The organism is Halomicrococcus pelagicus (assembly GCF_051917725.1).
In the GTDB taxonomy this organism is placed as follows: Archaea; Halobacteriota; Halobacteria; order Halobacteriales; family Haladaptataceae; genus Halomicrococcus.
Map to the genome: position 1 here is coordinate 345,810 of NZ_JBQBLX010000002.1, position 13,300 is coordinate 359,109.

16 protein-coding genes are annotated in these 13,300 nt (G+C 68.3%); 8 read left to right on the plus strand and 8 right to left on the minus strand.

Annotated elements, in window-relative coordinates; translation table 11 throughout:
• Positions 1–16 precede the first annotated feature (16 nt).
• Positions 17–190: a ribbon-helix-helix domain-containing protein gene (locus ACTF4R_RS06505; RefSeq protein WP_113274720.1), complete on the plus strand. Its 174-nt coding sequence runs from the start codon at positions 17–19 to the stop codon at positions 188–190.
• Complete coding sequence (locus tag ACTF4R_RS06510) at positions 183–914, plus strand: queuosine precursor transporter (protein WP_440007079.1); 732 nt, start codon at positions 183–185, stop codon at positions 912–914. The genes ACTF4R_RS06505 and ACTF4R_RS06510 overlap by 8 nt, the downstream gene beginning before the upstream one ends.
• Positions 915–921: 7 nt before the next feature.
• Here ACTF4R_RS06510 and ACTF4R_RS06515 read toward each other — a convergent pair whose 3' ends face one another.
• The gene (locus ACTF4R_RS06515) at positions 922–1,677 is read right to left on the minus strand and encodes an RlmE family RNA methyltransferase (RefSeq protein ID WP_440007080.1); all 756 of its coding nucleotides are present in this window, start codon (positions 1,675–1,677) and stop codon (positions 922–924) included.
• Between the two features lie 31 nt (positions 1,678–1,708).
• Entirely contained in the window at positions 1,709–2,320 is a 612-nt protein-coding gene (gene merB, locus ACTF4R_RS06520) for an organomercurial lyase (protein ID WP_440007081.1), read from the minus strand.
• Between the two features lie 76 nt (positions 2,321–2,396).
• Here merB and ACTF4R_RS06525 point away from each other — a divergent pair, with 76 nt between their 5' ends.
• Positions 2,397–2,729 (plus strand): winged helix-turn-helix transcriptional regulator, encoded by a 333-nt coding sequence (locus ACTF4R_RS06525; RefSeq protein WP_440007082.1) that lies wholly within the window; start codon positions 2,397–2,399, stop codon positions 2,727–2,729.
• A gap of 188 nt (positions 2,730–2,917) precedes the next feature.
• Positions 2,918–3,661, plus strand: a complete 744-nt coding sequence (locus ACTF4R_RS06530; protein WP_113274725.1) for a DNA polymerase sliding clamp — start codon at positions 2,918–2,920, stop codon at positions 3,659–3,661.
• Between the two features lie 21 nt (positions 3,662–3,682).
• Here the strand turns inward: ACTF4R_RS06530 and ACTF4R_RS06535 are convergent, their stop codons facing one another.
• Positions 3,683–4,270 carry a DUF7474 family protein gene (locus tag ACTF4R_RS06535; RefSeq protein WP_440007083.1) on the minus strand — a complete coding sequence of 196 codons (588 nt, stop codon included), beginning with the start codon at positions 4,268–4,270 and terminating at the stop codon, positions 3,683–3,685.
• Positions 4,271–4,426: 156 nt separating this feature from the next.
• On the opposite strand from ACTF4R_RS06535, the gene ACTF4R_RS06540 reads away from it, so the two are divergent.
• Entirely contained in the window at positions 4,427–5,488 is a 1,062-nt protein-coding gene (locus ACTF4R_RS06540) for a DNA primase large subunit PriL (RefSeq protein WP_440007084.1), read from the plus strand.
• Between the two features lie 2 nt (positions 5,489–5,490).
• Here the strand turns inward: ACTF4R_RS06540 and ACTF4R_RS06545 are convergent, their stop codons facing one another.
• A complete protein-coding gene (locus ACTF4R_RS06545) occupies positions 5,491–5,694 on the minus strand; it encodes a DUF7472 family protein (RefSeq protein ID WP_433626259.1) in 204 nt (67 codons plus the stop codon).
• A gap of 396 nt (positions 5,695–6,090) precedes the next feature.
• On the opposite strand from ACTF4R_RS06545, the gene ACTF4R_RS06550 reads away from it, so the two are divergent.
• Complete coding sequence (locus ACTF4R_RS06550) at positions 6,091–6,780, plus strand: SWIM zinc finger family protein (RefSeq protein WP_440007085.1); 690 nt, start codon at positions 6,091–6,093, stop codon at positions 6,778–6,780.
• Between the two features lie 4 nt (positions 6,781–6,784).
• On the opposite strand, the gene serA is transcribed toward ACTF4R_RS06550, so the two are convergent.
• Both serA and ACTF4R_RS06560 read right to left on the minus strand, forming a co-directional pair.
• Positions 6,785–8,371 carry a phosphoglycerate dehydrogenase gene (serA, locus tag ACTF4R_RS06555; RefSeq protein ID WP_440007086.1) on the minus strand — a complete coding sequence of 529 codons (1,587 nt, stop codon included), beginning with the start codon at positions 8,369–8,371 and terminating at the stop codon, positions 6,785–6,787.
• A gap of 216 nt (positions 8,372–8,587) precedes the next feature.
• Complete coding sequence (locus ACTF4R_RS06560) at positions 8,588–9,334, minus strand: hypothetical protein (protein WP_440007087.1); 747 nt, start codon at positions 9,332–9,334, stop codon at positions 8,588–8,590.
• A 186-nt stretch (positions 9,335–9,520) separates the two neighbouring features.
• Here ACTF4R_RS06560 and ACTF4R_RS06565 point away from each other — a divergent pair, with 186 nt between their 5' ends.
• Complete coding sequence (locus tag ACTF4R_RS06565; protein WP_440007088.1) at positions 9,521–10,201, plus strand: HAD family hydrolase; 681 nt, start codon at positions 9,521–9,523, stop codon at positions 10,199–10,201.
• Positions 10,202–10,295: 94 nt separating this feature from the next.
• Positions 10,296–10,844 (plus strand): Hsp20/alpha crystallin family protein, encoded by a 549-nt coding sequence (locus tag ACTF4R_RS06570; RefSeq protein ID WP_440007089.1) that lies wholly within the window; start codon positions 10,296–10,298, stop codon positions 10,842–10,844.
• Between the two features lie 64 nt (positions 10,845–10,908).
• Here ACTF4R_RS06570 and ACTF4R_RS06575 read toward each other — a convergent pair whose 3' ends face one another.
• Positions 10,909–11,988, minus strand: a complete 1,080-nt coding sequence (locus ACTF4R_RS06575; RefSeq protein ID WP_440007090.1) for a S1C family serine protease — start codon at positions 11,986–11,988, stop codon at positions 10,909–10,911.
• Positions 11,989–12,095: 107 nt separating this feature from the next.
• Positions 12,096–13,040, minus strand: coding sequence for a phosphotransferase family protein (locus ACTF4R_RS06580; protein WP_440007091.1), 945 nt, complete (start codon positions 13,038–13,040; stop codon positions 12,096–12,098).
• Positions 13,041–13,300 lie beyond the last annotated feature (260 nt).

A 13,300-nucleotide genomic window follows, 5' to 3' on the forward strand; every position in this document is an offset into this window, starting at 1 on the left:
CCGATAATATCCGGATATGACCAAGATAAGCGTCGAAGTGCCCGACGAGCTTCTCTCGGACCTGGACGACCACGTCGGCGAGGACGGCAAGTTCGTCAACCGCAGCGAGGCCATCCGGGCGTCGGTCCGGAAGATGCTCGACATCCTCGACGAGATCGACGAACGCCACGGGAGACTGGAGGATGACTGAGGCAGGACGGCGAGGAGACGCGATCGGAACGGGCCAGTTGGCCATCGTCGGACTGTTCGTCACGGCGCTGGTGACTGCCCAGTTGACCGCGGCGAAGGTGTTGCAGTTCGGCCTGCCGTTCTCGCTGCCCGTGACGGGGGACGTGCTCGTCCTGCCGGGGGCGGCGCTCGCCTACGCCCTGACGTTCTTCGGGTCGGACTGCTACGCCGAACTGTACGGCAAGCGGCCGGCCCAGCGGCTGGTCAACGTCGGGTTCGTGATGAACTTCGTGATGCTGGCGCTGGTCTACTCGACCATCGCGGCACCGGCGGCCCGGTCCAGCGTCGACCCCCAGCAGTTCAGAACCGTGCTCGGTGCGAGCACCAACATCGTCGTCGGAAGCCTGCTGGCGTATCTCGTGAGCCAGAACTGGGACGTGATCGCCTTCCACAAGATTCGGGAGTGGACGGACGGCGACCACCTCTGGGCGCGGAACGTCGGTTCGACGGCGAGCAGCCAGGCCATCGACACCGTCATCTTCGTCTCGGTGGCGTTCGCCGTCCTGCCGGAACTGGGCGTCAACCCCGAACTGGGCCTGCCGACGGGGGTCCTGCTGTCGCTGATGGTCGGCCAGTACGTCTTCAAACTGCTCGTCGCGGTGTTCGACACGCCGTTCGTCTACGCCGTCGTCGGCTACCTGCGGTCGCGCGGGCACGTCTCGTCCCGCCCGCGAACGGCGGACTGACGCCGGGTCAGTCGACGCGTTCTGCGAACCCGAACCGCGGCTTCACCTGGTCGACGCGTATCTCGACCGTCTCGCCCTCCTCCGTGCCGGGAACGAACAGCGTGTAGTTCTCCACCTTGGCGACGCCGTCGCCCTCGCTGCCGACGTCCTCGATGGTGACTTCCAGCCTGTCACCCTCGCGAACCGGCGCGGTGAGCCGACCCCGGGCGACCAGGTACACCTCCGAGGACTCGTCCCGGGAGGCGTCCGGACTCATCGTTCGGACGTACTGGAACTCGTCCTCGACGTCCGCCCGGAAGTCGTCCAGGTCCGGCCCCTGGAACACCTTCACGACGAAGTCCCCGCCCGACTCGAGCAGTTCCGTGGCCGTCTCGAACGCCTGGCGAGCGAGGTGGACCGAGCGCGCGTGGTCGACGGTGTACTCGCCGGTCATGTTCGGGGCCATGTCCGACATCACCACGTCCGCCTCGCCGACGGTCTCGACGACGTCCTCGCGGGTCTCCTCGTCGGTCATGTCGCCCCTGACGGTCTCGACGCCGTCCAGCGGGTCGATGCGCTGGAGGTCGACGCCGACGACCGTCCCCGACTCGCCGACGCGCTGGGCCGCGACCTGGAGCCAGCCGCCGGGGGCCGCGCCGAGGTCGACCACCGTCGCGCCCTCGTGGAGGAGGTCGGCCTCGTCGTCTATCTGCTGGAGCTTGTACGCCGACCGGGAGCGATACCCCTCCTGTTTGGACTTGTTGTAGTAGTGGTCCTTCGTCATTTACTTGCTGTCACGTTACCGACGCTGGCGTTTACGCGCTTCGCTCTCCCGCCCGGACCATCTCGCCGGCCATCCCAAGTCCGCCCGCGAAGGGTATCGCCATCGTCTCCGCCTCCGGCACCGTCTCGGCCCACCGCTCGTACTCCGCCATCGACGCGAAGGCGTTCACGTAGGTGCAGATCTGCCCGTACGCGACTTCCGGGTCGAAGCCGTCCGTCGCGGCGTCGCCCGCGCCGAGCGACAGCACCGCGTCCGACGGCGCGAACGTCATGCTCTCGCGCCCGACCTCCGCGACGACGGTCTCCGCGTCGACCGGCGTCTCGGAGCGGATGCGAACCGTGCCGTCGGTCAGGAACGGGACGAGGAGTGCGTCGAGGTCACAGTGGAAGTACCTCGTCTCGCCGTCGACGGTGGCCTCGTGGCGCGAGTCGTCGGTAAGACAGAGGTCCTCGACGGCCGGCGGCCAGTCGGTGGCCGTCCGGGCGCGACGCCGGAACTGCTCGACCCACTCGCCGAGCGTTTCCGGTCGATCCGAGAGGTCGAACGCCCGTGCGAACCGCGCGCCGAGTTCCGGGGGGACCGCTCGGTTTCGGTACGACGACTCTTCGAACGACACCGTCTTTTCTGGGCTGTCGTGCGTCATGCGACTACACTTTGGAACCCGAAGCTATTAAGATACGGAGTCCAAAGCATAGGAGTAGATTCGGAGGCTCGAAGCTATGACCGAGAGCGACTGTCCGACCGGAGATCCGACTTGCTACTGTCCGCTCACCGACGTGATAGACGTCCTGGGAAGAAAGTACGCCATCCCGGTCGTCTGCGCTGTCGACGCGCACGGACGACTCCGGTTCGGCGACCTCGAAACCCACTTCCCGGACGCCAGCACGTCGACGCTGTCGGCGCGGCTGGACGACCTGCAGTCGGCGGGGCTGGTCGACCGGACGCAGTACGACGAGATTCCGCCGCGGGTCGAGTACGAACTCACCGACGACGGGTGCGAACTCGCCGACCGGCTCGAACCGCTGGTCGAGTGGGTCGCCGGCCGGGAGTGAGAAGCGAGGAGGATGGAGGGCGGACGAGCCTGGGCGAACGAGGACGGACGGGCGAGGAGGACGGCGGGAAAGGTGGGGTCGAGCGAGGACCGGCGGACGGGAGAGAGACAGGCGGACGGGAGCGCCTCTCGCGCCCACGCGCGCGAACGGGTGACTTTTTATGGCGGGGTTTCGTAGCCTCCGCCAACATGTTCAAGGCTATCGTGAGTGCCGACACGCTCCGGACTACTATCGACTCCGTGGGCGTGCTGGTGGACGAGTGCAAGATCCACCTCGAAGAGGATGGCCTCTCTATCAAGGCGGTCGACCCGGCGAACGTCGGGATGGTGGACCTGCAGCTCGACGCCGAGGCGTTCGAATCCTACGAGGCCGACGGTGGCGTCATCGGCGTCAACCTCGACCGACTGGACAGCATCGCCGGCATGGCGAACTCCGACCAGCTCGTCGAGATGGAACTCGACGAGGAGACGCGAAAGCTCCACATCCAGATCGACGGCCTGGAGTACACGCTCGCGCTCATCGACCCGGACTCCATCCGTCAGGAGCCGGACATCCCGGACCTCGACCTCTCGGCGAACGTCGTCATCGAGGGCACGGACATCGACCGCGCCGTCACCGCCGCCGACATGGTGAGCGACCACATCGCGCTCGGCGTCGACGAGGACGACGAACTCTTCTACGTCGACGCGGAGGGCGACACCGACGACGTCCACCTCGAACTCACCCGCGAGGACCTCATCGACCTCACCGTCGGCCCGGCGCACTCGCTGTTCTCTCTCGACTATCTCAAGGACATGAACAAGGCAATCCCGAAGAACGGCGAGGTCTCCGTCGAACTCGGCGAGGAGTTCCCCGTCAAGATGCACTTCGAGATAGCGGAGGGGCTGGGGCAGGTCTCCTACATGCTCGCGCCGCGCATCCAGAGCAACTGAGCGTTCTACGTCTCCTTCGGCCTACAGACTCCGGTCGATGACCGACTTCGCGGCCTCCGCCTTTTCCTTCCAGCCGTAGCCCGTCTCGTAGACGTGGCGCTTCTCGTCGACCAGTTCTCCGGGCGAGGACTCCTCGAAGCCGCCCCGGTCCCACGTCCCGCTGTCCCGCAGCCACTCGACCACGTTCTCGCGGGTCTCCTCCCAGGAGAGACCGACCATCTCGTACCAGGCGACCATGGCGAAGACGGCGTTGTCGTGACAACCCGGGACGCTGCCCTTCTCGTAGATGGTGCGCATCGGCTCGATGGTCGGTTCCGAGACGGTCTCGCGGAACTCCTCGGCCGACAGCAGGCGGAGCGCGCCGTCCGTCTCGACGACGCGCTGTTCGTGGCGCAGGCGGTCGAGCGCCGCCTCGTGGAGCGCGTCCCAACTGCCGTGGGCGGCGTCGCGCAGTTCGCGTTCGGTACGGGCCTCGGCCGAGAGGACGGCCACCACGTCGACGTAGGCCTTCTCGATGTCGGCCCAGGGCTCCCCGTCGAACCGGCAGTCCGGGCCGTGGAGGTTCGTCGTGGTCCGGCAGTCCGGACAGGGGTACTCGAAACGTGGCACGCACCGGCGTTCGAACGCCGCGGTAATAACCCGTTGGGTTCGCTCCGGCGCGCGTAACGGCGCGTTTCCTTCCGGCGTCGAACCGGCGCGGCGGGGTAATCGCTCGTTACCGCCGGACCGTCGCGTTTATCGGGGACCGGTTCGGAACGGGATAGCATGAACGCGCTCCACGCCCGGTACCCGTTCCTGTCGGCGGCCCGCGACGCGGTCCGCGAGGCGGACGTGGAGATCGCCGCCGTCGTCTCCAGCGACGGCGACCGCCATCCCGCCGTCGAGCGCGGCGTCGAACGCGTGCGCCGGGCGCTGATGGACGGCACGGTCCGACCGCCCGAAGACGGCCGGCGCTGGAACACGAGCGCGGAACTGCTCTCCTACCCCGTCGCGCGCCTGCTCGTCTCGCTGCTGGACGCGCCCGGGGCCGTGGACAAGTACGCCAGCGCGGAGGCGGACACCGCCTACGAGACGTTCACGTACGACTTCGAACACCAGGACGACCGGACGCGCGAGACCATCGACCTCGACGCGCTGCTCGCGGACTTCGACCTCGCGGACGCGGTGGAGCGACGTCGGGAGGGGTTCGGCGTCGCGGTCGGCACCTACCTCTCGCTCGCGGCCGACCTGCGCGGGGACCGGTGGCGACTCGCCGGACGACGACTCGGCGACGGGTGGGTCGCCGTTACGGCGGCCGAACTCCACGAACTCCTCCGGGAGTCGGTGAAAGCCCGCGTGGCGGCCGACCTCCCGCTGGACGTGCCCGAGGAACTCGCGGCTGGTCTCGCCGACGAGGTGTCGGAACTGGAGTCGTCGTTCACGGACGCCGACTTCTCCCACGACATCGACACGCTCGCACCGCCGCTCTTCCCGCCGTGTATGAAGGCGCTGGTCGAGCGTGCGCGGAGCGACGACGCGCTGGACGACCACTCGTGGTTCTCGCTGGTCGCGTTCCTCACCGGCATCGGTCTCGACGCCGACGAGGTACTGTCGTTCTGTGCGGTCGAGTCCGGGTCGCAGGCCGACAGGGTACGCTACCGGGTCGAACGCGTCGCCGACGACGGCGACGGCCAGTACGCGCCGCCGAGCTGTGCGACGATGCAGGCGTACGGCGACTGCGTCGACCCGGACGAGCGCTGCGAGTCCATCACGCACCCCATGGCGTACTACGAGGACGCGCTGGCCGACGGCGGCGAGGTAACGGACTGGCGCGAACGAGAAGCGTAGTTCTAGTGCTGGTTGGCCAGCCAGTAGCCGATACCGCTCATCAGGACGACGAAGGCGACGATGATACCGACGATGGCGAGCGCTCCCTGCTCCGTCAGACCGCCGCTGTCGAACCGCATACCGACGACCATGGTCGCGACGATGAAGAACCCGACCGCAGCGACGGAGATGACGATATCGCGGAGCGTTTCGCGCTCGACGTTCATGGGCGTCCGTTCCCGCGGTGGTTTCAAAAACACTGCGTTTCGAAGTCGCTCCGACCGCGTCGAACGCGCAGCGGTCCGACTGCTCTCGCACCCGCCTCGCTCTCCTCGCTCTCCCCGCTCGTCGGCCCCTGGCCCTCCCTCGTCGACCCTTCGTCGGCCGGTCGAATCGACTACGCCTCCCGGTCGCCGAAGCGGGGGTAGTTCAAGCCGCCGTTACCGCCGAATCTAGCCGCGAGAGGCGTGTGAGATTGCAGAAACAGGTGAAACTCTTACCAGCGTCCAGCCCCTACGATTAGATACGCGGACCCGACGGACGGCGCGACGAGAACGCCGGACAGCGCCGAGACAGCAGCCACGGTAGCCGTGTCGAGACGGACCGCACAGGAGGAAGCAACTATGCCAAACACAGCCGCTTCCAGGAAAGCATCGCTAGCACCGCTCCGCGAGACGGGCGAGGAGGACGCTCGCTCCCAGCGCGCCCGTGCGGAGCGGATGGCCGTCGCGCCGCTCGGCGGCGGTCTCTACGAAGTCGAAAGCCAGAGCGACGAGACGTACTTCGTCGACCTCCCCGGCGGCCGGTGTACCTGCCCGGACCACATGTTCCGCGGCGTCCGGTGCAAGCACGTTCGCCGGGTCGCCATCGAGATCAACGAGGGGCGCGTCCCCCCGCCGGGCGAGAAGGCCGCGGAGTGTACGTCCTGCGGAACGACGGTGTTCGTCGACGAGAACGCCGACGGCGTCCACCTCTGCGAGCACTGCGACCTGCCGACGGGAACGCCGGTCGTCGACCGGGAGTCGGGCGACCTGCTGGTCGTCGTCGAGGTGACCGACCGGCGCGCCGACGAGGTCGAGGTGCCGGACCGCGACTGCACCGTCGCGGAGTACCCGAACAACGTCGACTATCCGGACGACGACCCGGTGGTCGAACTGCTCTACCCGCTTCCGAACGACCTCGGCCCGGGAGAGATCCAGCCGCGCCACCTGCGGCGCTACTCGTTCCCGCTCTCGCGACTCGAACGGCGCGAACAGCGGGACGACGAGCAGACGGCACTGACGGACTTCCCCGCCGCGACGCAGGAGGAGTAGACGGTTACTCGGTGCCGTTCAGCTGGATGTAACGAACTTCTATCATGCGCTCGTCGGCTTCCAGGGCTTCTTTCGCCTCGTCGGTGAGTGCGTCGTCCAGATTGTAGACGGAGAGCGCCTCGCCGCCGATGGTGCCGCGAGCGTTGAACATCCCCGCGATGTTGACGCCGTGCTCGCCGAGGACGGTGCCGACGAACCCGATGACGCCGGGTTCGTCGCGGTTGCGCGCGACGACCATGTGCCCGTGCGGGATGGCGTCGACGCGGTAGCCGTCGATGCGGACGATGCGCGGGTCGTCGCCCGCGAACAGCGTCCCTTCGACGGTTATCTCCTCGTCCTTGCCGGCGACGGTGACCGCGACCAGGCTCTGGAAGTCCTCGGCCTGGCGGGTCTTGCTCTCGGTGACCTCGACGCCGCGCTCCTCCGCTATCTGGGGCGCGTTGACGGCGTTGACCTGCCACTCCAGCGGTTCGAAGACGCCCTTCTGGGCGCTCGCCGTGACGAGTTCCACGTCCTCCTCGGCGATGTCGCCCTCGTAACTCACCTCGACGCGCTCGATGCGCTCGTCCAGCAGTTGCGTGGCTATCTTGCCGGCGGTCTCGCCGATGGCGATGTACGGCTCGACGCGCGGGAACGCGCTCTTCTCGATGGACGGGGCGTTCAGCGCGTTCATCACCGGTTCCTCGTCGAAGGCGGCGAGCACCTGGTCGGCGGTGCTGGTGGCGACGTTCTCCTGGGCGGCCTCGGTACTCGCGCCGAGGTGCGGCGTGACGACCACGTCGTCGACGTCGAGCAGCGGGTTGTCCGGGGAGACGGGTTCGTCGGCGAACACGTCCACCGCAGCGCCCGCGAGGACGCCGTCTTCGACGGCGTCGGCGAGCGCCTGCTCGTCGACGACGCCGCCGCGCGCGCAGTTGACGACGTACCCGCCCTCGAGCTGCGCGAGCTCCTCGTCGCCGATGAGTCCCTCCGTCTCGGGGGTCAGCGGCGTGTGGACGGTGAGGAAGTCGGCGCGAGCGAGGCAGCCGTCGAGGTCGACGAGTTCCGCGCCGAGCTGGGCGGCGCGCTCCTCGCTGATGTAGGGGTCGTAGGCGACGAGGTCCATCCCGAGGCCGTCGAGCTTGCGTGCGACCTCCTGGCCGACCCGACCGAGGCCGAGGATGCCGAGCGTCTTGCCGTTCAGTTCGGTGCCGAGGTAGTCGCCTTTCGCCCACTCGCCGTTCCGGAGGCGGGCGTGGGCCTGCGGGATGGAGCGCGCGACCGCGAACGCCATGGCGACGGTGTGCTCGGCGGCGGCGCGGACGTTGCCCTGGGGCGCGTTGGCGACGATGACGCCGTGTTCGGTGGCGGCGTCGATGTCGATGTTGTCGACGCCGATGCCGGCGCGGCCGACGATGACGAGGTCGGACGCGGCTTCGAACACCTCGCGTGAGACGTCGGTCCCGGAGCGGACGACGAGCGCGTTCGCGTCCGAGACGGCGTTCAGGAGCGCGTCACCCTCGACGTCGTAGGCGGTCTCCACGTCGTGGCCCGCATCGCGGAACCGCTCGAGGCCCGCGTCGGCGATAGGGTCCGTTACGAGTACCTTCATAGCAAGATAGGACGTTCTCATCGGGATAACCCTTTCTCTGCCTGCGAACCTTGCCAATATATTTCTACAATTCTAACGAGAAAATTTTCCGGGCGGAGCTGTCGGACGTTCGTGCGGGCGAGAAGAGCGGGGTCCGAACTCCACCCCGCGCCAGCCAGCGGCGGTGCGCGGATGGACCCGGCGAACCGGGAGGGCGGCGACCGCGAGCGTTCGACGTTACGCCTCGGGGGCGAAGTTCCGCACGACGTAGACGGCACCGGCCGAGAGGACGGCGACCACGACGCCGACGAGGGCGGCGTTGAGCAGCAGATTGCTCACGGCGAGCTTCGTCCCGCCGACGAGGATGGCCGATGGGATTCCCTCGACGGCACCCATGCCGGCGCTGGTGGTCATCTGCGCTTCGGTGCTGAGCTGCTGGGCCTGGCTGGAGAGCTCGGGGGTGGGGACGGGCTCTATCTGGGTCGAGGCGAGGAAGCCCACCAGCGTCACCAGCACGAACGAGCCGACGGCGGAACTCGCGGCGGCGTTGACGTACGCCTCGCGGTCCGCGACGTCGAGGGTGGTGCCGACGTACGTGCCGGTGAGGACGCCGAGCAGGGCCGCGAGCAGCGGCGCACCGTTGATAGCCTGCGACGCCAGCCGGTTCATGTGCATCTGGCTAAGTATCGCGCCGAGGTTCTCGACGTTGTCCTCCAGCACGTTCGACACCGTCCCGCTGAGGTCGGGCTGGAGCACCGCACCGCCGAGGAGGCCGACGGCGACGAGACTCAGCCCGACGGCGAGTCCGACGATGGCGTACATTCCGGTGAAGAACTTCAGGTACTCCTTCGTGCGCGGCTTCGTCAACAGTTGCCCGAGCGACTCCTGCTGCGGATGTGCGCCGGGTTGCGGTTGTGGTTGCGCCGGGGTCTGTCCCTGCGTCTGTACGTTCGCTTGTTGGCCGCTGTCTGACTGTCCTGACATCAGGAACCAAATATGAACGATAGGTTTTATAATTTTGCTTACTGGCAGGGTGGCGGATAGCTTTCCGTTTCTTTACCGCCAGAGAGGATTAAATTCCAAGGTGGGAGAATCCCGTTCCGACCGAACGGACGACTATCTGCCGGGAACACCCTCTTTTAACCCGGCCGACGACGAACGCGGGAGTGAATGAAGGTAGTCGCGTTCGACTTCGACGGCACGCTCTCGGACTCGGAGATGACGGTCCTGCTCGGCGAGCGCCAGGGGACCGTCGAGCGACGGTCGACGGACGGCCGCGCGGAGAGCGTCGACGTCGCCGAGGAGATGGCCGCCATCACCGCGCGGGCGATGAACGACGAGATCAGCTACGCGCGGAGTCTGCGGGACCGCGCCGCCCTGCTGGAGGGGCTCTCGCTGGAGGCGGCCGAGGAAGCCTACGGCGACGTGACCCTGCGGCCGGGCGCGGCCGACCTGCTCGACGCGCTCGCGGAGAAGGGAACGTACGTCGCCATCCTCACCGGTGGCTTCGAGGACGGCGTCCGCGCGGCCCTCGAACGCGAGGGCGTCGCCGTCGACGAGATAGTCGCAAACCGCCTGCCGGACGACGGCGAGGCGCTGACCGGCGAGGTGGAGGGGTCGCTCATCGAGGGAACGAAGGACGAGGCGCTGGAGCGACTCGCCGCGGAGAACGACGCCGACATGGTGAACACCGTGGCGGTCGGTGACGGTGCGAACGACCTGCCGATGCTCGAGGTCGCCGGTCTGGCGGTCGGCTTCGAACCCAAGCCGGCGGTCGAACCGGCCTGCGACGTGGTCGTCTCGGACATGGCGGAACTGCGCGAGGTGCTGGAACGAAAGAACGCTATCTGACGGCGATTCCCGGAAGAGGGGCTGTCGACCGTGATATCACGATTCTAGCTATCTTTATCTACTCTCGGAACGTCTGAATTATCGGTGAATTTCGATGGAACGTTACACCCCCTTCGAGGAGATGGACCGGATGTTCGACCAGATGCGCTCGCAGATGTGGCTGCTGAGCGGCGCGGACGTGCGCGGGCACGGCGACGCCGGCGGACGGACCCCGGGCGAACCGGAGGCGCGACGTTCCGGCGACGTGACCGTCGAGACGACCGACGAGGCGGACGTCGAGCGTCGTGACGGGTCGACTGCTCCCGCGACCCGCGAGTACGATAGCGCCGCGACCGGCAGCGAGCAGTGGGGCACTCGCCTCGTCGAGCGCGACGGCGAGTTCGTCCTGGTCGCGGACCTCCCCGGCTTCGAGACGGACGACATCGAACTGACGTTCGCGGACGGCACCCTCGCCGTCGCGGCGAGTCACGAAGACGGCGAGGAGTCGTTCGCCCGTTCGCGCGAGGCGTCCGAGCGCGTCTCGATTCCGAAGGACGTCGACGCCGACGCCATCACCGCCAGCTACCGCAACGGCGTGCTGGAGGTCCGTCTTCCCCTCCTCGCCGACGAGGACGCCGTCCGCCGCATCGAGATAGACGGCTGAACGCTCCGTTCGGTCGCGAGCGCGTGACGCCTCGGGCCGGACGACGCGACCCGGAGCGGTCGCGTCACTGGTCCGGCGGCGAACGTCTTCCGAGCGTCACCCGGACCTGCTGGCGCTCGCCGTTCCGGACGACGGTCATCGTCACCGTCTCGCCGGGCCGCGACTCCGCGAGGACGCTGGAGAGGTCCTCGGCGGACTGGACCGGCTGACCGTCGACGCGGACGATGACGTCACCGCCGACCGGGACCTCCACGCCCTCGACGGTTCGGGTGCGCTGGCTACCCTGCAGGACGCCGCTAGCGGGGCTGTTCGCCAGTACGTCGACGACGAGCACGCCCTGCGCACGTTCGAGGCCGTTCGCCTCCGCGACGACCGGCGACAGCTCCGTCGAACTGATGCCGAGGAACGCGTGACTGTAGCTCCCGTTCTCGACGAGCGAGGGGACCACCCGGCGTATCACCTCTGCTGGGATGGCGAACCCGAGGTTCTCGCTGGCCTGGATGCCGGCGGTGTTGACGCCGACGACTTCGCCGCCACAGTTGACCAGCGGCCCGCCGCTGTTACCGGGGTTGATCGGTGCGTCGGTCTGGATGACGTCCGGGATGGCGAACCCCTGCTGGCTGGGAATCGTCCGGTTGAGTCCGCTGACGATGCCCCGGGTGATGGTTCCCTGGAGGCCGAGCGGGCTCCCGAGCGCGGCGACCGGTGCGCCGGGTTCGGCCTGGCCGTCCGCCACCGGCAGCGGCGCGGCGTACCCCGGAACGTTCCGGACGCGCAGTACTGCGAGGTCGCTGTACGGGTCGGTGCCGACGACGGTCGCCGTCCGCCACTCGCCGCGGTCGAACTGTAGCTCCACGTTCGTCGCGTTGGCGACGACGTGCTGGTTCGTGACGACCAGGTTGTCGTCGTAGAGGAACCCCGACCCCAGGCCGGCCTGGCCGTCCTCGGTGGTGACCCGTACCGAGACGACCGAGTCGATGGCCCGGTCGTACAGTTGCGTGAAGTTACACTGTCGGCCCTGCTGCTGTTCCTGCTGGCCCGACGCTCGGTCGTCCTGCTGGCCGACGGACGCCGTCGCTGCCACCCCTCCCGCGCTCGCGGTCACCAGCGCGACCACGAGTATCGTGATGAGTCGATTTTGCATCCCGGACCTCCCACGACGCCGCGAGCAATGAAAGCCGCGGCCCACGAGTTGGGTATCGGCGAGCGGCGTGCCGCGACGCCGCGGTCTCCGGCCGCCCGCTTCGCCCGCTACTCCTGGAGCGACTCGATGGCGTCGCGGACGTACTCGGCCATCCGCTCGGCGCGGTGCTCAGCCTCCTCGCCCGTGACGTTCCCCTGCAGGAACAGCGACCGGATGTACGACACAGTGTTGACGAGTCGGTAGACGTCGCCCCGCTCGTCGAAGCCGTCCGGAAGCGGCCGCACCGACTCGTAGCCGGCGCGGAACGCCGACTCGGCGCGCTCGCCCTCGTTACTGCGGAGCGGAATCGCCGTCCGCCAGTAGTCGTGCTCGCCGGGACCGGCGAGCGCGTGCTCGAAGTCGATGACGCAGGTCACGTCCCCGCCGTCGGTCCCGACGTGGTCCGGCAGGTAGTTGCCGTGACAGAGGACGGGGTCGCCCGCCCCGGCGAGCAGTCCGGGACGGTCCCGGACGAACGCCAGCGCGTCGGCCGCCACGTCCGCGTACTCCCGTCCCCGGTCGTGGGTCGCCAGGAACGCCTGCCGGTCGGACAGGAACGCACAGACCGCCTCGTGCCACGTCTCGCGGGCGTCGAGAGCGAGTTCGCCGTCCGCCGCCTCGAAGAAGCCGGGGGCGTCGACGGCGGTCTCCTCGTGGAGCGTCGCCAGTCCCGCGCCCATCGTCCGGGCGCGCGCCTCGTCGACCACCCCGGCCTCCTGCGGTGCGTCGTCGCACCACGCCGCGACGAAGTGGTCGACGCCCGCGGCGAGGACCCGGGGGACGGAAATCGACGTCTCCCGTCCGACGTGCCGCAGGATTTCGGCTTCGGTCGCCGGGTCGCCCTCGTCGCTCGTCGCTAGCTTGCAGACGGCGCGCCGCCCGTCGAGCGTGACCTCGTAGGTGACGTGGGGCGGTACCTCGTGGAGGGGGCCGCGAACCTCGTACTCGTCGGCGTGCGATGCCAGTCGCTCGCGTACGTCTCGTTCCCGTACGTCTCGTTCGTCTTCGTACATGGTTGGTTCGCCGCGTGACGGGCGGCGACCGGCCGGAGCGCACCGACCGTCGAGCGCGGGTGCTGCGGCTCCGGCCGAGAAGATGGACGGCTCACTCTTCTCCGCTTTCCGTCATAAACCTTCGGTCGCGGGTGAGCCCCGGAAAAGACGCTGTTCGTACGCCGCGATGCCGGTCGCTGACCGCGATTACCGCGCCATCGTGACCGGACTACTCGTAGGCGGCAATCCCGGTCGCTGCCCGCGATTACCGCGCCATCGTG